Below are 22,229 nucleotides of genomic sequence, written 5' to 3' on the forward strand. Positions count from 1 at the left end.
GGAAAGGGCCGAGCACCATGACCACCATCGCCACCGCCACCCTGCCGCGTGTCACCGCCGACAACGCCGAGTGGGTAGCCCTCAAGGCCGCAGCCACCTCGCTCCAGGGTTACCAGGAGCAGGACGGATCCATCGCCGATCCCGCTGCCCACGCAGACGCGGCATCCCTCGTAGCCACCATCACCAACGCCATCACGGCCCTGGCGCCCGCTTTCGAGCACGATGCCCAGTACCTCTCGCTCCTGGTGGACGATTTCAAGCGTTGGGTGGAGGGTGGCTTCGGCGTACCGGACTTCCTCGACTCCCTTCAGGCATTCCAGCCGCAGAAGCAGCGCATTGACGGCCTCCAGCACCTGGTCGTCTTCCCCATGTACACCCAGAACGGCAGCACCAACCGACTGGTCGAAGCCGTGCTGATCGAGGTCATTTGGCCCGAATTCATCGACGGACTCGAAGCCGGCGACTACTCGAACAAACTCTTCGTGCCCATCCGGTTCATCGATTTCACCCCCGGCTATGACACCAACTCCGCCGTGCTCTTCCCGGAGACCGTCGCCGTTCGGGAGACTCCAACGTTTACGTGGGGTGCCATCTTTGCCGATCGTGAGGCTGCCCGCTTCCGTCGCGTCCTGAAAGCCGCGGCCGAAACCACCTCCCTGGAGTTGCCCGAGGATGCCGCGCAGCTGATCGACGACCAGGAGCTCACGCAGCGTACGTTCGTCATGTGGGACCTGATCCACGACCGCACCCACATGCGCGGAGACCTTCCCTTCGACCCGTTCATGATCAAGCAGCGGATGCCGTTCTTCCTCTACTCCCTGGAGGAACTGCGCTGCGATCTGACCGCCTTCCGCGAATCCGTACTCATCGAGAAGGACGAGAACGCCGACCCCGATGCCCGCAAGCACGCAAAGCTTGTCCAGTACGCGGTGATCTTCGATCGCATCTTCCGCTTCGCCATCACGGGCAACCGGGTCCGCAACTACGACGGCCTGGGCGGCCAGCTGCTGTTCGCCTGGATGCACCAGCACCACGTACTCCACTGGACCGACAGCAAACTCTCGATCGACTGGGACGAGGCCGCCGCCGTCGTGGTTGAGCTCGGTGCCAAAATCGAAGAACTATACTGGCGTTCCATTGATCGTCCCAAGGCTGCGCACTGGCTGGCCGCCTACGAGCTGATCTCGAGCACCGTGACTCCGCACCCGGCTTCGGTCTGGGCCAAGGGTCCGGACGCGCTGCCCCTGGACGGGGCTCCCCGCGGGCTCACCGACCAGGTCCTGGACGACGAGTTCCCCCTGTCCATGTTCTACGAAGCCCTGGAGAAGAAGATGCGTCCTGTCATCGAATCCACCACGGGCATCACGGGCGCCACGGCGGCCTGATGTCCCCACTGACAGTTCTGGTTACGGGCGGCAGCAGCGCTTCAGGCGTGGCTGTCGCCCGGGCCTTGTCCAGCGCCGGCCACCGTGTCCTGACTGTCGGTTCAGACCAGGCCCGGATTGAGGCGGCAGCCAGGGAGGCCGGCGACGGCGTGACTCCCCTGGTGTGCGATCTCGGCAGCCTGGAGTCCGTGCGCGGGCTGGCGGCGACGATGACGGACCACGGTGTTGGGGGCGTCGACGGAGTGATCCACCTCGTCGGCGGCTGGCGTGGGGCTACAGGCATCGAGGACCAAACAGATGCGGACTGGGAGGCACTTGAGCGCAGTGCCGTAACAACGCTGCGCAACGTATCCAGGGTCTTTTACGGCCAGCTTGAAGCTTCCCGCCAGGGCCGTTTCGCCATGGTGTCCTCAACCGCAGTCGCCAGCCCAACGGCCGCAGCTGCCAGCTACGCCGCCGCGAAAGCTGCTGCCGAGGCGTGGACATTGGCGGTCGCGGACGGCTTCCGTCGAACGCAGTCCCCTGAGGGAGACCCCAGCGGACAGCACAGCGCAGCTGTGATCCTGGTGGTCAAGGCGCTGGTGGATGAGTCCATGAGTCGCGCCCATCCCGGACGGCGGTTCCCCGGACATACCGACGTCGAAGAACTCGCAGCGGCCGTCGTCGGCCTTTTCGACCAACCAGCCTCCACCCTGAACGGCCAGCGGATCCTGCTGGCCAAATAGACTTGAAAGCGTGAACGAACAAGTGACAAGCACAACAGAGGCAATGCCCAGCGGGATCCAGGCTTCCGAGGCCGGCCAGCTGCACAACCCCGCGATCCGGGGTTTCGCTTCGGACAACTACTCCGGCGTCCACCCGGAGATCCTCGCGGCCTTGGCCGCCGCCAATGGCGGACACCAGGTCTCCTACGGCGAGGACGTGTACACGGCCCGGTTGCAGGCCGTCCTGGAGCAGCAGTTCGGCGAAGGCATTGAATCCTTCCCCGTATTCAACGGCACCGGCGCCAACGTCCTGGCGTTGCAGTCGCTCCTGCCCCGGTGGGGTGCAGTGATCTGCGCGTCCACCGCGCATATCAACATGGACGAAAACGGGGCTCCGGAGCGCGTCGGCGGGATCAAGCTCCTGCAGGTCCCCACCGAGGACGGGAAACTGACCCCGGACCTCATCGACCGCGAAGCCTGGGGCTGGGGAGATGAGCACCGCGCGCAGCCCCTGGTTGTTTCCATCACCCAGACGACCGAGCTGGGCACCTGCTACACGCCCGAAGAAGTACGTGCCATAGCCGACCACGCCCACTCCAAGGGCATGAAACTCCACATGGACGGCGCACGGCTGGCCAATGCCGCCGCCCACCTCGACGTACCCCTGCGTGCATTCACGCGTGACGCCGGCGTGGACATCCTCTCCTTTGGCGGGACCAAGAACGGCCTGCTCTTTGGCGAGGTGGTGGTAGCCCTCAACCCCGAAGCGGCTGACGGACTGAAGTTCCTCCGCAAAATGAACATGCAACTGGCGTCCAAGATGCGCTTCATTTCCGCGCAGTTCATTGCCTTGCTCGACGATGGGCTGTGGCTGCGTTCAGCCGCCCACGCCAACGCCATGGCCACCCGGCTGCGCAGCGCCGTTGAGGCGATCGACGGCGTCGAACCCACCCAGGCGACCCAGTCAAACGGCGTCTTCGCCATCCTGCCGGAGGGTGTCGCCGACCGCCTCAGGAAGTCCTTCGCCTTCTATGATTGGGACGCTGCCCGGCGCGAAGTCCGTTGGATGTGCTCCTTCGACACCACCGAAGAGGACATCGACACCTTCGTCGCGGCAATCAAGCACGAGCTGGCGTAACGCCGGCACCCCGGTCGTCCGGGGCGGCGAGCCTTCACGGGATCACCGCCCCGGACACATAATCTGCCAATGTGAACGCCCTCGCACAGGTTCCCCCGGACTTTCTCTTCGCCTTGGGAACGCTTCGAAAAGCACAGTGCCGCAGCGAATTGCGGCTTGATGAAATCCCCGCCCCCGCACGCTTGGCACCCTATGCAGTGGCCCTGGGTGCGGAAGTCTTCAGCCCGACCGCCGCCACGCGACAGGTACCCGTCCACGGGCCGGCCGCCAAGGCCTTCGCCAAAAGCCAAGGCAACAGCCCGTCCAGTGAAGAAGAAGACGAACTGGCCACGGGACGGTTTATCCTCCTCTACGACCCTGAGGGATCGGCCGTGTGGGAGGGCGAGTTCAGGATCGTCACCTACATCCGGGCCCAAATGGATGCCGAGATGGGCAATGATTCCATGCTTGGCTCCGTGGCCTGGACCTGGCTCGTGGAAGCCTTGGAACACCGCTCGGCCCCCTACAAGGCAGCAGGTGGAACAGCTACCAGGATTCTGTCCGAAAGCTTTGGGACCTTGGCCGAGCGTCCCGACACCATCGACATCGAACTCCGCGCTTCGTGGACGCCGTCCAGCGCCGACGTTCAATCCCACCTCGAAGCCTGGTCCGACATGGTCTGCACCTTCGCGGGGCTCCCGCCCCTGCCGCCAGGGGTCACAGGCCTGCCCAACAGGAGGCTCAATTGACCACCCGGCACCTGCCGATGGCTGCGCTCCGGAACGCAAAAGCGTCCCGGAAGGGGACGAATCGGTAAGCTTAAGCCACCATGACCCCTGAAAACCTGGAAAACACCACAGCCGGCGATCCGGCTGCTGATACCACCACCCATATCAAGGTAGACGGCTTCGACAGCCACGTCCCCGAAGTGATCGACCTCGACACCCCACGTGAAGGGGTCCCCCTGGTCATCGACACCATGGGCGGCCTGGAACGATGCGCCGCCGCCATCGCTGCCGGTACAGGACCCGCCGGAGTAGACGCGGAGCGGGCTTCCGGATTCCGCTATGGCCAGCGCGCCTTCCTGGTGCAGATCCGGCGGGAAGGCGCCGGAACCTGGTTGATCGACCCCGAACCGTTCGACAACCTCGACATCATCAATGATGCCCTCCGGGGAGTTGAATGGATCCTGCACGCAGCCACCCAGGACTTGCCTTGCCTGTCGGAACTGGGCATGTGGCCTGACAAGCTTTTCGATACCGAACTCGCTGCCAGGCTCGCAGGGCTCCCCCGTGTCGGGCTGGCGGCCGTCATCGAGCAACTGCTCGGTTTCGGTCTCGCCAAAGAACACTCCGCCGCTGACTGGTCCACCCGGCCACTCCCGGAACCTTGGCTTCGCTACGCAGCGCTCGACGTCGAGGTCCTTGCCGAGCTGCGCGAGGAACTCATCGAGTTGCTCGAAGCCGACGGCAAACTGGAGTACGCCGAACAGGAGTTCGCGGGCATCCTTGCCGCAGGCATTCCGGCACCGCGGGTGGATCCATGGCGGAAGACCTCGGGCCTCCACCAGATCCGGGACCGCAGGCAGCTGGCCGCCGTCAGGGAACTGTGGCTCGAACGCGACCAGCTGGCCCGCAAACGGGATGTGGCCCCCGGCCGGCTCATCCCCGATTCGGCACTCGTTGCCGCCGCCAAAGCCATGCCCACCACCGTCCCCCAGCTCCTTGCGACCAAGGGATTCCATGGGAGGAGCGCCCAGCGCGAGGCTCCACGCTGGCTGCGATGCATCACGACGGCCAGGAGCATGACGGATCTGCCGCCACTGCACCTGCCCACGAATGCCCCGCCGCCCCCGCGCGTGTGGGCGGACCGCGACCCCGAAGCAGCAGCACGCCTGGCGACGGCACGTCCCGCCCTCCAGGCGAAGGCCGACGAGCTCAACTTGCCCGTGGAAAACCTCCTCACCCCGGACTACCTCCGGAGAGTTGCCTGGCGGCCGCCGGCTGATGTGTCGCTGGCTTCGATCTCCGATGAACTGCGCACCCTCGGTGCAAGGGAATGGCGGATCTCCCTCGCCGCCCCGATACTGACCGAGGCATGCCTGAACCCCAAACCGCTGCCGGCCAAGGAATCAAAAGCCAAAGAACAGTAATCAGGAAATTGCAGTCCCTGCAGGGCCCGCCGCACGAACACGCGTTCAAGCGGCGGGCCCTTTTCGTTCCCGCAGGCACTGGGCTCCAGCCTCCACGGCCCTTGCACCCTAAGTTACTCACGAGTAACATTGCAGTAATGCCAACCGAAGCCCGCCCAGCGGACAACGGTGCCATGTCTCAACGAGGAGTTATTACATGAGTCCAACACGCAATGCCCAGCGGAACGTCCGTGACGTCGTCTTCGTGGACGGCGTCCGCACGCCCTTTGGCAAAGCCGGCGACAAAGGCATCTACGCGGGCACCCGCGCCGATGACCTGGTGGTGAAATGCATCCGCGAGCTCATGAGACGCAACCCTTCGCTTCCTGCCGACCGCGTCGACGAAGTAGCCATCGCGGCTACCACTCAGACCGGAGACCAGGGCCTGACGATCGGCCGCACAGCGGCCCTCCTGGCCGGCCTCCCCCGTTCGGTCCCCGGGTTCGCCATCGACCGCATGTGCGCAGGTGCCATGACGGCAGTAACGACGACGGCGAGCGGCATCGGCTTCGGCGCCTACGACGTCGTCATTGCAGGCGGCGTGGAGCACATGGGCAACCACCCCATGGGCGCAGGCGCGGACCCCAATCCGCGCTTCATGTCCGAACGACTGGTGGATCCCGCAGCCTTGAACATGGGCAATACGGCTGAGAACCTGCATGACCGCTTCCCCGCGATCACCAAAGAGCGCACGGACGCCTACGCCGCGGCATCCCAAGCCAAGCTGGCCGCCGCCTATGCCAACGAGCAGATCCAGCAGGACCTCGTACCCGTGGCCACCATGAAGCCGGGTCAGGGCTGGACCCTGAACACTACCGACGAGCCGCCACGCCCCGGCACCACGGTGGACGACCTTGCCGGATTGCGCACCCCTTTCCGCGCCCACGGCCGGGTCACTGCAGGCAATGCCGCGGGGTTGAACGACGGCGCCACCGCCGCCGTACTTGCGTCCGCAGAGGCCGCAGAAGAACTTGGGCTGCCCGTCAAGATGCGCCTGGTCTCCTACGCCTTCGCAGGCGTCGAGCCTGAAGTCATGGGCATCGGACCGGTCCCGGCCACCGAGAAGGCACTGAAGAACGCCGGCCTCGGCATTGATGATATTGGGCTGTTCGAGATCAACGAAGCCTTCGCCGTCCAAGTGCTCAGCTTCCTGGACCACTTCGGCATTCCCGACGACGACCCCCGCGTCAACCGCTACGGCGGGGCGATCGCCGTAGGTCATCCGCTGGCTTCCTCGGGCGTCCGGCTGATGAACCAGCTCGCGCGGCAGTTCGAAGAAGACCCGTCGGTCCGCTATGGCATCACCACCATGTGCATCGGTCTCGGCATGGGCGCGACCGTCATTTGGGAAAACCCACACCACGCCGATTACCAAGCTTCACTCCCCGAGCCGGCCACTGCCGCCACCACCACCGAAGGAGCCGCCGCATGAGCGCCGCCGAATTCCAGAAGCTCGCAGCACTGTTCCCCGACGAGGTTGTCACGCACTCCTACGTCCAGGACATCCAGCTCCCAGGCGGGGTGGGAACTTTTGCCCTCATTACGCTCGACAACGGCCTGGACCATTCCAAGCCCACCACACTGGGGCCGAACACCCTGGTTGAACTGGGCAACGTCCTGGAGGGCCTCAAGGAGCGGGCCGCGCGCGGCGAAATTGTCGGCGTCGGTGTCACCGGCAAGCCCTACTTCCTTGTCGCAGGTGCCGACCTTTCCGCCGTGAAGACGCTCAAGGAGCGCGAGCACGGGCTCTGGATGGCCCAGCTCGGCCATGCCGTCTACAGCACGTTGGCCAACCTCGGGGTGCCCAGCTTCGCCTTCATCAATGGTTTGGCGCTCGGCGGCGGGCTGGAGATCGCCCTTCAATCCACGTACAGGACTGTTTCCACCGGTGCCGGCGCCTTGGCACTCCCCGAGGCCTTCATCGGCCTGGTGCCGGGCTGGGGCGGGGTCTATATCCTGCCGCGCCTCATCGGTCCGGAAAACGCGGTCAAGGTGATGATCGAAAACCCGCTCAGCAACAACCGGACGCTCACCGGACCGCAGGCCTACGAGCTGGGGATAGCCGATGCCATCTTCGAGCCCGCGGACTTCGTGGAACAGTCCCTGGCATGGGCCGCACGCGTGATTTCCGGCGATGTCACACCCGAGCGCAGGAACGCGGTGGACGCCTCTGACGACACTGTGGCCACCCGCTGGGCAGCAGCGGTGGCGGCAGGCCGGGAGTTTGTCGAGGCCAAGACCTCCAACGCCTCACCCGCGCCGGCGAAGGTGCTGGACGTGATGGAAGCCAACCGGACCATGACGCAGCAGGAATCAGCGGAACTCGAATGCGAAACCCTGGCCGGGCTCATGCAGACCGACGAATTCCGCTCCACCGTGTACGCCTTCCTGGACCTCGTACAGAAACGATCCAAGCGTCCTGCCGGAGCTCCGGACCGTAAACTTGCACGCCCGGTGACCAAGATCGGCGTCGTCGGCGCGGGGCTGATGGCCAGCCAGCTCGCCTTGCTGTTCGCCCGTCAGCTCAAGGTGCCCGTGGTCATGACCGACATCGACCAAGCACGCGTGGACAAGGGCGTAGCGTACGTCCACGCCGAAGTGGACAAGATGCTGGCCAAGAAGCGGATCAAGCCGGACGCCGCCAACAGGACCAAGGCGCTGGTCACGGGTTCTGTCTCCAAGGCTGCCTTTGCCGACGCCGATTTCGTCATCGAGGCTGTTTTCGAAGAACTGCACATCAAGAAGCAGGTTTTCGCCGAAGTTGAGGAAATCGTCTCTCCCGACTGCATACTGGCGACAAACACGTCATCGCTGTCCGTCACGGCCATGGCTGAGGACTTGAAGCACCCCGAACGGCTGGTGGGCTTCCACTTCTTCAACCCAGTAGCGGTCATGCCCCTGCTGGAGATCGTGAAGGCTCCAAAGACCGACGACGCCGTCCTGGCCACCGCCTTCGAACTGGCCAAGGGACTCAAAAAAACAGCGGTACTGGTCAAGGACGCGGCCGCTTTTGTGGTTAACCGAATCCTCTTGCGTCTCATGGGAGAGGTCATCGCAGCCTTTGACGAAGGCACCCCGGCGGAGGTCGCCGACACTGCTTTGCGTCCAATGGGCCTGCCCATGTCACCGTTTACGCTCAGCGCCATGGTGGGACTGCCGGTGGCCCAGCACGTTCAAGAGTCCCTGCACGCAGCGTTCGGCGACCGTTTCCCGGTGTCACAGAACCTGCAAAAGTTGATCGACAACGGCGTGAAGTCTTTGTGGGTACCAGGGCCTGATGGGCAGCCCGTCATACCCGACGAAACGCTGGCCATAATGTCGTTCGGCAACACCCCTTCCACGGGCGCCGAAGTCCTTCGCCGCACCCAGGATGCCCTGGCCGAGGAAATCGGCCTCATGCTCGAAGAAGGCGTCGTTGCCGGCCCCGAGGACATCGACCTTTGCGTCATCATGGGTGCCGGCTGGCCGATGTTCCTGGGCGGGATCACCCCGTACCTGGACCGCGTTGGCGCCTCCGAACGCGTCAACGGCAAGCGGTTCCTGGCCCCGGGGATAGCGTCCGCCCCGGCCTAGATCACACGCTCTCTCACATCCCGCGGCATAAACCGGATCGCTCTCTCACCTTGGTGAGAGAGCGATCCGGTTTTTGTGTTTTTACGTGAGAGAGGGACGCATCAAAAGGGGCGGGATGTGAGAGAGGGCTAGAAAAGCGCCACCTTGGGTGACCTCGGGAAGATGTTGTCCAGTTCCTCCCGGTCCTCCTGGGTAGGAACCCAGCAGACAGCTTCAGCATTCTCGCGGATCTGCTCCGGACGGGTCGCACCGGCAATGACGCTGCTGACTCCGGTTTGGGCCGCCAGCCAGGAGAATGCCAGTTGCAGTTCGGTGATGCCCCGCTCCTTGGCGAACTGGCCGAAACGGCCCAACTGGTCCCAATCGGCGTCGTGAACCAGGTTGGTGCGTGTGTGGCTCAACCGCGAACCTTCCGGAGCTTTGCCAGCGGAATACTTGCCGGTCAGCAGGCCATTGGCAAGGGGGAAATAGGGAAGCACTCCCAAGGAGAAGGCCTCTGCTGCCGGAAGAACCTCGAGTTCAGCACGGCGGTCCAGCAGGTTGTAGTGGTTCTGCGTCGAAACGAAGCGCACACCACCGGATTGACGTCCCACGTATTCAGCCTGGGCGATCTGCCAACCGGCAAAGTTGGAGTGCCCGATGTACCGGACCTTGCCGCTGGATACCAGGTCGTCAAGGGCGGCAAGAGTCTCGTCGATCGGTGTGCGCGGATCCGGTGTGTGGAATTGGTAGAGGTCGATCCATTCCGTGTCCAGGCGGCGCAGGGATGCTTCAACTGCTTTCACGATGTACCGGCGCGAACCCCGGGCATCGAAATCGTTTCCGTTCACCCCGCGCATGTCCATGCCGAACTTGGTGCCGATAACGACGTCGTCCCGGCGCCCCTTGAGCGCTCTGCCGAGCATCGTTTCGCTGAGTCCCGGCTCACGTCCGTAGACATCCGCGACGTCGAAGAAGGTCACCCCGGCTTCGACGGCGGCGTGCACAACCGCGTTGGTGCCTTCCTGGGACTCAGTGGGCGTATTGGCACGTCCCAGATTGTTGCAGCCCAGCCCCACAGCTGAAACGGTCAGTCCGGAATGGCCAAGGCGTCGGTATTCAGTCATGAGCCCAGCCTATCCCGCCCTCAAGGCGAGATAGTCACCCTGGGCAACAAAACGCTTAGTTGCCCGCAGCTCCGTAGGAGATTCCTGATTCCTCCATGGCATCCTCAAGCTGGGCAATGGCCACCGGCCCCATCCCGTGGAGTTTGGAGACCTGCCCTTCCCCATACTCGGCCAGCTGCTCCAACGTCTCTATGCCCTGGTGGGCCAGAGCCCGCTTGGCAGGCGCCGCCAGTCCTTTCGGCAGAGGTGTATGTCCGGGCCAATTACTCTTTGACGGCATGGGGATCCTCCTGATGCGATGGAGCCAGTGCTGAGGGTGCTACTTAGAGACTAAAGCCAAGGCCCTGCTTGGGCGAGTGCTTAACCTTGAATGCCGTGGGATCGGCATAGGGCGCAGCAGCCACGGTGAGCTTGGTAAAGTCCAGGTCTTCCCCGCGGACACAGATCTTGATGGCGTTCACGGCCTTGTTGACGTCCGGGCAGAGGCAGAAGATGTTGAGGTGGCCGTTGCCGATTTCGGAGCGGTCCACGACGCCCAGGCCACGCCATGCCAGCTCCCCGGTCAGGGCCGTCTTGGCTTTTCGTTCAAGATGCCGGTCACGCTCGGTGCCGTCCTTTGTCTTGAGTGCAATCTGCGCCACCACCCAGAACTGCTCCGACTCGGGAATCTCGGCGTAGCCGTCTTCCTCGCACTGGGCAGCGAAGGCGGCCATCAATCCCTCAACGGAAGAATCGTCACTGACGTCGGTTTCATTGGTCTTGCTCTGGTGCCCTACGACGCCGTGGTTGACGACGAACTGCTTGTCGTCCTCGTCGTACCAGGCCTCCCGAAAGTGGAGCACACCCTCGTCGTCTGTCTTGTATGTCCGGATGATGCCGCTCACGCGCGTCCCTTCCTGAACCATTCGGCGCTCGGACTGTTCGGGTCCTGGATGTTGAATGGTGCTTGCATGGAGTGGACAGCCTCCAATAGCGCTGCGCATTCAGTGCGCATGGCGTCCACGGTTTCTTCCGGATAGCCCATGGCCACCCGGTGTTGCTCAAACTCGTCTTCGTCATCAACGAACACCCCACGCACGGTGGAGTGGATAACGTCCAAATCCATGTCGATCATGTGGAACTCGGTGACTCCCGGCTTGATGGGAGTCCAGTCGTGGGCGGTGGCAAGATCCACGTAAATCCGGAAATCCCCCGGGTAGCTGTCGTCGTAGAACGTCGCCACGAACTCGCCTGTCCGGGGAACCAGCAACAAGCAATCGGAGGCGGTGTAGAAGGCCGCTCCCGGGCGGGAGCAGAACTCCCCTTTGCCCTGGAAAATCCACCAGCCGTGGATGTCCTCACCGAGGTAACGGCCGGGCACCACCCAGTGGGCCGTGCCATCGAATTTCCTGTTCCGCGACACTACGAGGTCGCCGGGCAGCAGCGCGCCCGGTCCGCGATCGTTCCTCACAGAGTGGGCAAGCTGCCGGTGGTCGGGTGCTCCTGGCCCGGGAGGGGCCGCGCGAAGGGGACCTTTGTCCCCAAAACCTGGGCAACGACGTCGTGCGTGATCTTTTGGGCGGTGAGCCCAACGCGTTCCAGCACCTGTCCGCGGGAGCCGTGCACCAGGAACTCGACAGGCAGACCGACTTCATTCAGAGCGGTATCCACCCCTGCTGCGCGCATTTCCTGCCGAATACGTGAACCGACGCCGCCGGCTCGGACTCCGTCCTCGATGCAGATCACCAACCGGTGCCGGGCCGCCAAAGCAATGATTGATTTCCTGACGGGAAGGACCCAACGCGGATCAACCACAGTCGAGCTGATGCCTTGCGCGCCCAGACGGCCGGCCACATCAAGGGCCAGCTCCGACATCGCACCAACACTGACGATCAGGACGTCGTTCTCAGTGGATCCCTCGGGCCTGCGGGCGAGGATGTCCACGCCGTCGTGGAGCCGTTCAATGGCTTCGACTTCCGAGCCGACACTGCCCTTGGAGAAACGGACCACGGTCGGAGCGTCATTGATGGCGACGGCCTCGCGCAGTTCCTCACGGAGCCGGGTGGCATCACGCGGGGCAGCCAGATGCAGGCCCGGAACGATCTGAACCATTGCCATGTCCCACATGCCGTGATGGCTGGGGCCATCGGGACCGGTCACGCCGGCACGGTCGAGGACAACCGTGACACCGGCCTTGTGCAGCGCCACATCCATGAGGAGCTGGTCGAAGGCACGGTTCAAGAATGTTGCGTACACCGCAACGACCGGATGCAGGCCGCCAAAGGCCATTCCCGCGGCCGAGGTCAGCGCGTGCTGCTCGGCAATTCCCACGTCGATAACGCGCTCCGGGTGGCGCTCTGCGAACTTGTGCAGCCCCACCGGAATAAGCATGGCACCGGTAATGCCGACAATGTCCTCACGTTCATCGGCAATATCGGCGATCTCCTCGGCGAACACCGAGGTCCAGGACCTGGCTCCGGGAGTTTCGGTGGACTCCCCCGTCTCCGGGTCGATGATGCCTACGGCGTGGAACTGGTCCGCCTCGTTGGCCAGCGCCGGAGCATAGCCGTGGCCTTTTTCGGTCATGGCGTGCACGATCACCGGACCGCCGTAAGCCTTGGCGGTGTTTAGCGCATGCTCCATGGCTTGGAGGTTGTGTCCGTCCACAGGCCCGATGTACTTCATGCCGAGGTCCTCGAACATGCCCTGCGGAGCCCACCAGTCCTTGATGCCCTTCTTCATGGCATGCAGGCTCTTATAGGTGAACTGCCCGGCGGGGCCGCCGTTCTGCAGCTTCTTCTTCCACCAATCGAGCATTCGCTCGTAGGCCGGAGCCGTGCGGAGGGAGTCGATGGTGGGTCGAAGCGAGGCGAGGTAATCAGCCAGACCGCCGACGGTGGGGGCATAGGAACGCCCATTGTCATTGACCACGATCACGACGCGACGCCGCTTGTCCGCGGCAATGTTGTTGATGGCCTCCCAGGTCATGCCACCGGTCAGGGCACCGTCACCGACAATGGCGACGACGAACCGGTCGCCTTCGCCGGTCAGCTGGCGGGCACGGGAAATGCCGTCCGCCCAGGACAGTGACGATGACGCATGGGAACTCTCCACGATGTCGTGCTCGGACTCGGCACGGTCGGGATAGCCTGACAGGCCGCCCTGCTGGCGAAGGGTGCTGAAGTCCTGCCGCCCGGTCAGGAGCTTGTGCACGTAGGACTGGTGCCCCGTGTCGAAAATGATGCTGTCGCGCGGGGAATCGAACATCCGATGGACGGCGAGGGTAAGTTCAACCACACCCAGGTTCGGACCTAGATGCCCGCCTGTCGCGGCGACGTTGGTGATCAGGAAGGCCCTGATTTCGCCGGCCAGTTCTTCCAGCTCTTTGCCGGACAGTTTGGCCAGGTCCTGTGGATCCTTGACGGTTTCCAAAAGTCCCAACGGCCCTCCTTAGGGTGAATGACGTGCTCGTTAACTTTAGCGCGTGCCCGGAGTCCACGCGTTTCCCGGCGGCATCACCGCTGGGGCGCCAGCTGTCCTGGACGCCAGCAGCCCCGGCCGGTCGGATGACCAGCCGGGGCTGCATGGCGCGGAATCAGCTGTGACCAGCCGGATTCGCTATGCGGAGATCTGCCGCAGGACGTACTGCAGGATGCCACCGTTGCGGTAGTAGTCCGCTTCACCCGGGGTGTCGATGCGCAGCACGGCATCGAAGGACTTGGACGAGCCATCCTCAGCCGTTGCCGTGACCTTGAGGGTCTTCGGCGTGGTGCCGTTGTTCAGCTCGGTGACGCCTTCCACGGAGAAGGTCTCCGTGCCGGAGAGGCCGAGGGTCGCAGCGGATTCTCCTGCGGGGAACTGCAGCGGAAGAACACCCATGCCGATCAGGTTGGAGCGGTGGATACGCTCGTAGCTTTCGGCGATGACTGCCTTGACGCCCAGGAGGGCGGTACCCTTGGCTGCCCAGTCACGGGACGAGCCGGAACCGTACTCCTTGCCGGCCAGGACAACCAGGGGCGTTCCTGCGGCCTGGTAGTTCTGGGCGGCGTCGTAGACGTAGGCCTGCGGTGCGCCTTCCTGGGTGAAGTCGCGGGTGAAGCCACCTTCAACGCCATCCAGGAGCTGGTTCTTGATACGGATGTTGGCGAAGGTGCCACGGATCATGACTTCGTGGTTGCCACGGCGCGAACCGTAGGAGTTGAAGTCCTTGCGCTCCACACCGTTGGCCAGCAGGTACTGGCCTGCAGGAGTGTCCGACTTGAAGGAACCGGCCGGGGAAATGTGGTCGGTAGTGACGGAGTCGCCAAGCTTCAGGAGCACGCGGGCACCCTGGATGTCCTGGACGGGATCCGGCTGGGCCTTCATGCCTTCGAAGTATGGGGGCTTCCGGACGTACGTGGAGTCCTGGTCCCAGGCGAAGGTGTCACCGGCAGGAGTGTCGAGTGCCTTCCAGCGCTCGTCGCCGTCGAAGACGCCTTCGTAGCCCTTGGCAAACATGCCCTCGTCGATGGAGGAGTCGATGACTTGCTGGACCTCGGTGGGGTTCGGCCAGATGTCCTTGAGGAAGACCTCGTTGCCTTCGGAGTCCGTGCCCAGGGCGTCGGTGTCGAAGTCGAAGTCCATGGAACCGGCAAGGGCGTAGGCGATGACCAGGGGCGGGGACGCCAGGTAGTTCATCTTGACGTCCGGGTTGATGCGGCCTTCGAAGTTACGGTTACCGGAAAGGACAGCCGTCACGGAGAGGTCGTTCGCCTGGATCGCTTCGGAGATTTCCGGCTCGAGCGGGCCGGAGTTACCGATGCAGGTGGCACAGCCGTAACCCACGATGTAGAAGCCAAGCTTCTCCAGGTACGGGGTCAGTCCGGACTTCTCGTAGTAGTCGGTGACTACCTTGGAACCGGGAGCAACGGAGGTCTTGACCCACGGCTTGGAGGTGAGGCCCTTGTCAACGGCGTTGCGGGCAAGCAGGGCTGCAGCAAGCATCACCGAGGGGTTGGACGTGTTGGTGCAGGAGGTGATCGATGCGATCGATACTGCGCCGTGGTCCAGTTCGAACTCGCGGCCGTCGGCCGTGGTGACCTTCACCGGCGACGACGGGCGGCCGTTGGCGCCGTTGGCTGCCGAGAAGACACGGTCCGTCTCCGTGGTGTGCGAGTCAGCGTGCGTGAACGACGGGGCGTCCGAGGCCGGGAAGGTCTCGTCCAAGGCCTCGTCCACACTGCCGTCTTCGATGGCGACGTAGTTGTGGATATCCTTGCGGAACTGCTCCTTGGCGTCCGTGAGCTCAATGCGGTCCTGGGGACGCTTCGGGCCCGAGATGGACGGCACAACAGTGGAGAGGTCCAGTTCGAGGAACTCGGAGAAGCGCAGTTCGCGGGAAGGATCGTGCCAGAGGCCCTGTTCCTTGGCGTATGCCTCCACGAGGGAGACGTTCTCTTCGGAGCGGCCCGTCAGGCGCAGGTAGTCAAGCGTGACGTCGTCGATCGGGAACATGGCAGCCGTGGAACCGAATTCCGGGCTCATGTTGCCGATGGTTGCACGGTTGGCCAGCGGCACAGCCGCAACGCCCTCGCCGTAGAACTCCACGAACTTGCCAACCACACCGTGCTTGCGGAGCATTTCGGTGATGGTCAGCACGACGTCGGTGGCCGTGGCGCCTGCGGGGATGCTGCCGTTGAGCTTGAAGCCGACAACGCGGGGAATCAGCATGGAGACGGGCTGGCCGAGCATCGCTGCCTCGGCTTCAATGCCGCCAACGCCCCAGCCCAGGACACCGAGGCCGTTGACCATGGTGGTGTGGGAGTCGGTACCGACGCAGGTGTCGGGGTAGGCGCGAAGCACACCGTCGACCTCGCGGGTCATGACCGTGCGTGCCAGGTATTCGATGTTGACCTGGTGGACGATGCCGGTTCCCGGAGGAACAACCTTGAAGTCATCGAAAGCCGTCTGGCCCCAGCGAAGGAATTGGTAGCGCTCACCATTGCGCTGGTATTCGATCTCCATGTTGCGCTCCAGCGCGCCGGAGTTACCGAAAGCATCGATCTGGACGGAGTGGTCGATGACCATTTCTGCCGGCGCCAGCGGGTTGACGCGCTTGGGGTCGCCGCCAAGCTCCTTGACGGCTTCACGCATGGTGGCGAGGTCGACGACGCAGGGAACACCAGTGAAGTCCTGCATGATGACACGTGCCGGGGTGAACTGGATTTCCGTGTCGGGCTCCGCATTGGGGTCCCAACCGGCAAGGGCGCGGACATGGTCAGCCGTTATATTGGCGCCATCCTCAGTCCGCAGGAGGTTTTCAAGCAATACCTTAAGGCTGAACGGAAGGCTGTCTGCGCCCTCTACGGAGTTCAACCGGAAAATTTCATAGTCGGTGCCGGCTACATTCAGTACGCCTTTGGAACCGAAGCTGTCCACAGTGCTCATGGCAGGACTCCTCTCGCAACAGTTTCATCTTTGTCGCGTGGTTGGCCGCTAGCCAGTTAGGCGCACCTTACTTAGCCGGGCGGCATCTTTGTTGGTCACCCCGCCCCTGGAGGCCTTCGCATCCAACGGAACGGGACTACTAGGCCCATCGTAGTGGCTTTATCTCCGTGGAGGGCAGGAGCCACCAAAGCCGCCGCGACCGCAGTCTCCCGCGGACCGGCGGCCGGCCCCCTTATGCTGCCGGGACAAGCAGGCCGACAGTTTCCAAGTGGTGCGTGTGGGGGTAAAGATCAAAGGCGCGCAGCGACTCAAGCCGCCAGCCGCCCTGGTGGAAGTAACCCAGATCACGCGCAAAGGACGCGGGATCGCAGGACACATAGGCGATGGCGCGGGGGCCGGTGGCCATCAGTTGCTTGACCACTGCCTTGCCGGCGCCGGCTCGCGGCGGGTCCAGCACCAAGGAGTCGAAACTGCGGGCACGCTGATGCAGCACCCGCTCCACCCTTCCCTGGATGATCTCCACCTGGGGTGCTCCATGGAGGTTTTTCCGCGCGTCCCGGCTGGTTCCCGGGGAGCCTTCGACCGACAGAACCGTACCGGTCACCCCCACAACATCCGCCAGAAGGGCCGTAAACAGTCCCGCACCGGCGTACAGATCGGCCACGGCAGCGCCGGGGTGCAAATACCCACCCCCGGAAAGATAGTCGGTCACCGCGCCCGCCAGCGTGTCCGGCGCTTCCTTGTGGATTTGCCAGAAACCCTCACCGGTGACCCGGTACTCGTGGCCGGCGGCACTCTCCTGCACCCACGTCCTCCCCCGGAGTTGCCGAACCTCGGCCTTGCCCGGCTCAAAGGCCGCCACCGAGACGTCGTGGGGAAGTTGGGAGACGATGCTGTGCAGCCTTTTGGGGCTGGTGCCCTCTTCCGGCGCCAGCAGCACCAGGGGCCGGGAACCGTTGGAGGGAACGGCGACCTCGACCCGGGCAATGCCGGAAAGATCGACATCCCATAACCGGAGATCGTTGATTCCTTGAAGTGCCAGCGGCATCTCCTTGATGGGCAGCACCACGTCAGATCGATGCGCGTGCATTCCCAGGCGACCGTTGGGCGTTACCGCGAAGCTGGCGCGCGTGCGCCAGCCGAGTCCGCCGTCGTCGGAAGCTCCTACGGCCTCCACCTCAGTGGCGAGGTCGAGGCCCGCGAGCCGCTTCAACTGCTCAGCCAGGACGTCTGCTTTCAGCTCCCGCTGCCTGGCAAGGGAGATATGCCCCAGCTCGGCACCGCCGACAGGAGGGGTGCCGCGTTTCCAGGAGGCCAGGGCGTCGGCCGGCTTCCAGAAATGGGGAACGCGATCGGGTGAGGGTTCAAGGACCTCGACGACGTCGGCACGCCAGAAGCGCGACGACTCACCGGCGTCGGTCAACCTGATACGGACCTTCTCACCGGGGATGGCATGGCGGACGAAGATGACCCGGCCTTCGTGGCGCGCTACGAAATGCCCGCCATGGGCGATGGGACCGACGGTGACGACCGCTTCATTGCCTTCCACTGCTTGGTTTCCAGGGGTATCGCTGTGCCCCGTGAGGGCGGAATTGCTGTGGGAGGTCATTGGGTATCCTGCAGTGCCTTTGCTTCTTCGGACGATTTCAGCTGCCAGGGAACGCTGGCAACCATGACTCCGGGTTCAAAGTGGAGCCTCGTCTTGATTCTGAGTGCTGTCTGGTTGTGGACCAGCTGTTCCCACCATTTGCCCACCACGTACTCGGGGATGTAGACGACGATGAGGTCACGTGGCGAGTCGCGGCGCATGTTCTTGATGTAATCCATGATGGGCGTCACGGTCTCGCGGTAGGGGCTGGCCAATACTGTCAGCGGGACGGGAATTTCCAGTTTTTCCCAGTCCCTGACGGTGTGTTCGGTCTCTTCGGAGTTGATGTCAACGGTCACGGCGTCCAGCCGGGAGGGCCGCGAAGCGCGGGCATAGGCCAGGGCCCGCAGAACGGGCTTGCGGACGTGCGAGACCAGGAGCACAGCATGGACACGTGTCGGCAGGGCGCGTGGGGAGGAGTCCTCGTCCACGGCGAGCTCCTTGGCCACGTTGTCATAGTGGGCGCGGATGCTCCACATGATGAGGAACAGGATGAACATGGCGAGCAAGGCAATCCAGGCTCCCTGCTCGAACTTGGTGATCAGGACAATGACGAGCACCAGTGCCGTCATGCCGAAGCCCATCATGTTGATGGTGCGGGATTTGATGATCCTGCGGCGGACAACTTTGTCCTTCGCCAGCTTCAGCTCGCGACCCCAGTGGCGGATCATGCCAAGTTGGCTGGCTGTAAAGGAAATGAAGACACCCACGATGTACAGCTGGATCAGCTTGGTGACATCTGCATTGAACGCCAGGACCAGCACCAGCGCTCCCGCTGCCAGGGCCAGGACGCCGTTGCTGAAGGCGAGCCTGTCGCCGCGGGTCCGCAGCTGGCGCGGAAGGTAGCCATCCTGGGCGAGGATGGAGCCCAGAACCGGGAATCCGTTGAAGGCTGTATTGGAAGCAAACACAAGGATGATGCCCGTGGCTGCCACCACCACATAGAAAGGTATGGAACCGGCCCCGAAGATCGTGTCGGCGATCTGGCTGATCGCCGGAGTCTGGATATACCCCTCGTCCAGAGGCTTGCCGTCCACCAAAAACTCCTGGGCCGGGTCCAGCACGATATGTACCTTGGTGGCGTTGGCCAGATACAGGATGCCGGCCAACATGGAGGCAGCGATGACACCAAGCAGCAGCAAGGTCGTTGCTGCGTTCTTGCTCTTGGGCTTCTTGAAGTTGGGTACGCCGTTGCTGATGGCTTCGACACCTGTCAGGGCTGCCGCGCCCGAGGAGAAGGCACGAAGCAGCAGGAAGGCACCGGCCAGGCCAACCAGGCCTTCATCGAAACCGGGTGCGGGAACAATGGTGAAGTGCGCAGACGGCGCCTCCCCCAGCTGGCCTGTGGCTGCCTGGAAGATACCCACCGCGGTCATGCCAAGGATGGACGCCATGAAGATGTAGGTGGGAACAGCGAACACGGTGCCGGCCTCTTTGATGCCCCGCAGGTTGACCAGCGCGAGGATGATCACACCGATGGTGGCAATGAGGGCTTGCTGTCCATGAAGTGACGGGATGGCAGTCGTCAGATACGTGGCCGCCGAAGACATCGACACCGCAACAGTGAGGACATAATCCACCAGCAAGGCCGACGCAACGGTCAGGCCGGCGTACTTGCCAAGATTGACGTTCGCGATCTCGTAATCGCCGCCACCGGAAGGGTAGGCGTGGACATTCTGGCGATAGGACGCCACGACTGTGAGCAATACCACCATGACGGCGAGGCCAACCAACGGTGAAAACGCCACTGCGCTGACGCCGGCAAGGGCGAGTGTGAGCAGGATTTCGTCCGGTGCGTACGCTACCGAAGACAAGGCGTCCGAGGCGAAGATCGGCAAAGCGATGCGTTTGGGCAGCAGCGTGTGGGACAGCCGGTCGTTCCGGAAGGGCCGGCCCACCAGCACCCGCTTCGCGGCATTCAAAATTGTCAGCACTCCGCAAAGCTACTCTGAATACCCTGCGATGTCATGACGGCGAAGACGTGCTTAGCCACGTGGCAACGGTAAAGTCATACCGAGCGGCAGGGACGACACACATTAGGAGACATGGTGGCTCACTTCGTGATCATGGGTTGCGGGCGTGTTGGCGCAACCCTGGCACACACTTTGGAGGATGCAGGCCATTCGGTGGCCATCATCGATCAGGACGAGCGGGCCTTCCGCCGTTTGCGCAAGTCCTTCACCGGGCGGAAAGTCACTGGTGTCGGCTTCGACCGGGACACCCTTAAGCAAGCAGGCGTGCAGGAGGCCTACGCATTCGCGGCGGTCTCGAGCGGTGACAACTCCAACATCCTGGCCACCCGTGTAGCCCGCGAGACCTTCCACGTCGCCCACGTTGTGGCACGCATCTACGATCCCGGGCGCGCAGAAATCTACCAGCGCCTGGGAATCCCCACGGTTGCCGCGGTGCGCTGGAGCGCCGACCAGGTCCTCCGCCGGATCCTGCCCGAACAGCATTTGGCAGGCGATTACCGCGAACCGTCCGGACGCCTGGTCCTGGCCGAAGTGGACCTTCACCCGGAATGGATCGGCCACAGGCTCAGCTCCATCGAACAGGCCGCAGGTATCCGCATCGCTTTCCTGACCCGTTTCGGCGAGGGCCTGCTCCCCCAGGCCGGCACCGCCTACCAGGAAGGCGACACTGTCCACGCCATGTTGAACCTGGAACGCACTTCCGAGATCAGCCGGATCCTCGCCAAAGCACCCGCCAAGGAGTCTTAGTGAAAGTTGTCATCGTTGGCGCAGGCAGCGTCGGCTCGTCCATCGCGCGTGAGCTGCTGGCCCATCAACACCAGATCCTGTTGATCGATCTCAAGCCCGAAGTCATCGGACGCAGTGGACTCCGGGGCGCCCGCTGGCTGGTGGGCGATGCCTGCGAGTTGAGCACCCTGCAGGACGCCAAACTTGACGATGCCGACGTCGTGGTTTCGGCCACCGGCGACGACAAAGTCAACCTGGTGGTCTCACTCCTGGCCAAAACCGAATTTGGCGTGGGACGTACGGTGGGACGCGTCAACAACCCGAAGAACGACTGGATGTTCAACGACTCCTGGGGCGTAGACGTCGCGGTCAATACCCCGCAGCTCATGACGGCCCTCGTCGAGGAAGCGGTGGAGATTGGCGACATCGTGCGCCTGCTGACCCTGCAAACCGGTGTCGCGTCCATTGTCGAATTCACGGTTCCGCATGACTCCCATGTCATTGGAAGTACGGTGGGCGACATCGAGTGGCCGGAAGATGCCACGCTTGTGGCCATCCTGCGCGACCAGGCCCCTATTACCCCTACCCGCGATGACGTCCTGGACGGCGGTGACGAACTGTTCTTCGTCACCACCATTGCAGCCGAAAACGGCCTCCGTGCCTTGTTATCGAGGAATTCACCGACAGGCGAGGCGCGCGGGGAACACGCCGAAGAAGCCGATCACGTCTCTGACGACGACGGCTTCGACGGCTGAACTGCCGGCTTGGTCACAAGCCAGGCAACCCACAAGCCCAGGATGTAAAGCGGTGCACCCATCAGGAGCCGGGTAGTGGCCAGGGCGGTCAATCCGGCCTCGCCCATGAAATACAGCGGTACTTGCACCACCAGGCGCAAGGCCAGCACGGCCACCACGATCCACGTGCCCAGCTTGTAGGCACGGAGCCGTTCCGGGTCCTTCCGCCATTCGAGTCCCTCGTTGCGCACGAAGCCGAAAAGCAGGCCGGCAACAGGCCATTTGAGCACGATCGAAAGCACCATGGCGGCGATGTAGGCCAGGTTGGTGAAGAAGCCCAGCACATAGAAGTCCTCGGCCTTGCCGGTGGTGTTCGCCAACCAGGCCGAGATGCCGACGCCGACAACGCCTGCCAGCGCCTGCGTCAAGGGGCGCCGCTGGATGAGGCGCACGACCGTGAAGACTGCGGCGGCAGCAAGTGCCGCAATGAGCGACGGCGTCAGGTCGCGTGTGATGGTGAAGGTCACCAGGAAGACAAGCCCCGGGAAGATGCTCTCGGCGATGCCCTGCACGCCGCCGGCCGACTTCAGCATGTCGACGTGGCCGGCGCTGTTGCGGTGGAGTCCGGCTTTCTCGGCGTACCCGGCGGCGATGTCGGACATGCGCG

General features: G+C 63.5%; 18 protein-coding genes. 9 read left to right on the top strand and 9 right to left on the bottom strand.

Annotated elements, in window-relative coordinates; translation table 11 throughout:
* Nucleotides 1-17: 17 nt before the first annotated feature.
* The 7 genes from PQ627_RS02615 (at nt 18) to PQ627_RS02645 (ending at nt 8,970) form a co-directional block, all read left to right on the top strand.
* A complete protein-coding gene (locus PQ627_RS02615) occupies nt 18-1,385 on the top strand; it encodes a DUF6421 family protein (RefSeq protein ID WP_274258229.1) in 1,368 nt (455 codons plus the stop codon).
* Nucleotides 1,385-2,110: an SDR family oxidoreductase gene (locus tag PQ627_RS02620; RefSeq protein ID WP_274258230.1), complete on the top strand. Its 726-nt coding sequence runs from the start codon at nt 1,385-1,387 to the stop codon at nt 2,108-2,110. The genes PQ627_RS02615 and PQ627_RS02620 overlap by 1 nt, the downstream gene beginning before the upstream one ends.
* Before the next feature lie 43 nt (nt 2,111-2,153).
* Nucleotides 2,154-3,227, top strand: a complete 1,074-nt coding sequence (locus tag PQ627_RS02625) for a threonine aldolase family protein (protein ID WP_144662624.1) — start codon at nt 2,154-2,156, stop codon at nt 3,225-3,227.
* Nucleotides 3,228-3,298: 71 nt separating this feature from the next.
* Nucleotides 3,299-3,955: a DUF3000 domain-containing protein gene (locus tag PQ627_RS02630; RefSeq protein WP_274258231.1), complete on the top strand. Its 657-nt coding sequence runs from the start codon at nt 3,299-3,301 to the stop codon at nt 3,953-3,955.
* Between the two features lie 80 nt (nt 3,956-4,035).
* Entirely contained in the window at nt 4,036-5,358 is a 1,323-nt protein-coding gene (locus PQ627_RS02635) for an HRDC domain-containing protein (protein ID WP_274258232.1), read from the top strand.
* 196 nt (nt 5,359-5,554) lie between these two features.
* The gene (locus tag PQ627_RS02640; RefSeq protein ID WP_274258233.1) at nt 5,555-6,829 is read left to right on the top strand and encodes a thiolase family protein; all 1,275 of its coding nucleotides are present in this window, start codon (nt 5,555-5,557) and stop codon (nt 6,827-6,829) included.
* A complete protein-coding gene (locus PQ627_RS02645) occupies nt 6,826-8,970 on the top strand; it encodes a 3-hydroxyacyl-CoA dehydrogenase NAD-binding domain-containing protein (RefSeq protein ID WP_274258234.1) in 2,145 nt (714 codons plus the stop codon). The genes PQ627_RS02640 and PQ627_RS02645 overlap by 4 nt, the downstream gene beginning before the upstream one ends.
* Before the next feature lie 128 nt (nt 8,971-9,098).
* Here the strand turns inward: PQ627_RS02645 and PQ627_RS02650 are convergent, their stop codons facing one another.
* The 8 genes from PQ627_RS02650 to PQ627_RS02685 all read right to left on the bottom strand — a co-directional run bounded on the left by PQ627_RS02650 (nt 9,099) and on the right by PQ627_RS02685 (nt 20,063).
* Nucleotides 9,099-10,076 (bottom strand): aldo/keto reductase, encoded by a 978-nt coding sequence (locus PQ627_RS02650; protein WP_274258235.1) that lies wholly within the window; start codon nt 10,074-10,076, stop codon nt 9,099-9,101.
* Between the two features lie 55 nt (nt 10,077-10,131).
* Nucleotides 10,132-10,356, bottom strand: a complete 225-nt coding sequence (locus tag PQ627_RS02655; protein ID WP_144662510.1) for a hypothetical protein — start codon at nt 10,354-10,356, stop codon at nt 10,132-10,134.
* 43 nt (nt 10,357-10,399) lie between these two features.
* Nucleotides 10,400-10,960: a hypothetical protein gene (locus PQ627_RS02660; protein ID WP_144662511.1), complete on the bottom strand. Its 561-nt coding sequence runs from the start codon at nt 10,958-10,960 to the stop codon at nt 10,400-10,402.
* Entirely contained in the window at nt 10,957-11,526 is a 570-nt protein-coding gene (locus tag PQ627_RS02665; protein WP_274258236.1) for a DUF402 domain-containing protein, read from the bottom strand. The genes PQ627_RS02660 and PQ627_RS02665 overlap by 4 nt, the downstream gene beginning before the upstream one ends.
* Complete coding sequence (dxs, locus tag PQ627_RS02670; RefSeq protein ID WP_144662513.1) at nt 11,523-13,496, bottom strand: 1-deoxy-D-xylulose-5-phosphate synthase; 1,974 nt, start codon at nt 13,494-13,496, stop codon at nt 11,523-11,525. The genes PQ627_RS02665 and dxs overlap by 4 nt, the downstream gene beginning before the upstream one ends.
* Nucleotides 13,497-13,673: 177 nt before the next feature.
* Nucleotides 13,674-16,481: an aconitate hydratase AcnA gene (acnA, locus tag PQ627_RS02675; protein WP_144662514.1), complete on the bottom strand. Its 2,808-nt coding sequence runs from the start codon at nt 16,479-16,481 to the stop codon at nt 13,674-13,676.
* Between the two features lie 232 nt (nt 16,482-16,713).
* The gene (locus PQ627_RS02680) at nt 16,714-18,090 is read right to left on the bottom strand and encodes a class I SAM-dependent RNA methyltransferase (RefSeq protein WP_274258237.1); all 1,377 of its coding nucleotides are present in this window, start codon (nt 18,088-18,090) and stop codon (nt 16,714-16,716) included.
* Nucleotides 18,087-20,063, bottom strand: a complete 1,977-nt coding sequence (locus PQ627_RS02685; protein WP_274258238.1) for an APC family permease — start codon at nt 20,061-20,063, stop codon at nt 18,087-18,089. Before PQ627_RS02685 ends, PQ627_RS02680 begins: the two co-directional genes overlap by 4 nt.
* A gap of 114 nt (nt 20,064-20,177) precedes the next feature.
* Between PQ627_RS02685 and PQ627_RS02690 the strand changes: the two genes are divergently transcribed.
* Complete coding sequence (locus PQ627_RS02690) at nt 20,178-20,849, top strand: potassium channel family protein (RefSeq protein WP_144662625.1); 672 nt, start codon at nt 20,178-20,180, stop codon at nt 20,847-20,849.
* Complete coding sequence (locus PQ627_RS02695) at nt 20,849-21,583, top strand: potassium channel family protein (RefSeq protein ID WP_274258239.1); 735 nt, start codon at nt 20,849-20,851, stop codon at nt 21,581-21,583. The genes PQ627_RS02690 and PQ627_RS02695 overlap by 1 nt, the downstream gene beginning before the upstream one ends.
* Here the strand turns inward: PQ627_RS02695 and PQ627_RS02700 are convergent.
* Nucleotides 21,550-22,224, bottom strand: coding sequence for a DUF3159 domain-containing protein (locus tag PQ627_RS02700; RefSeq protein ID WP_443192739.1), 675 nt, complete (start codon nt 22,222-22,224; stop codon nt 21,550-21,552). The two genes, PQ627_RS02695 and PQ627_RS02700, sit on opposite strands and share 34 nt — an antisense overlap.
* Nucleotides 22,225-22,229 lie beyond the last annotated feature (5 nt).

Origin of the sequence: Paenarthrobacter sp. AB444, from assembly GCF_028736865.1 — a bacterium.
GTDB lineage: Bacteria > Actinomycetota > Actinomycetes > Actinomycetales > Micrococcaceae > Arthrobacter > Arthrobacter nicotinovorans_B.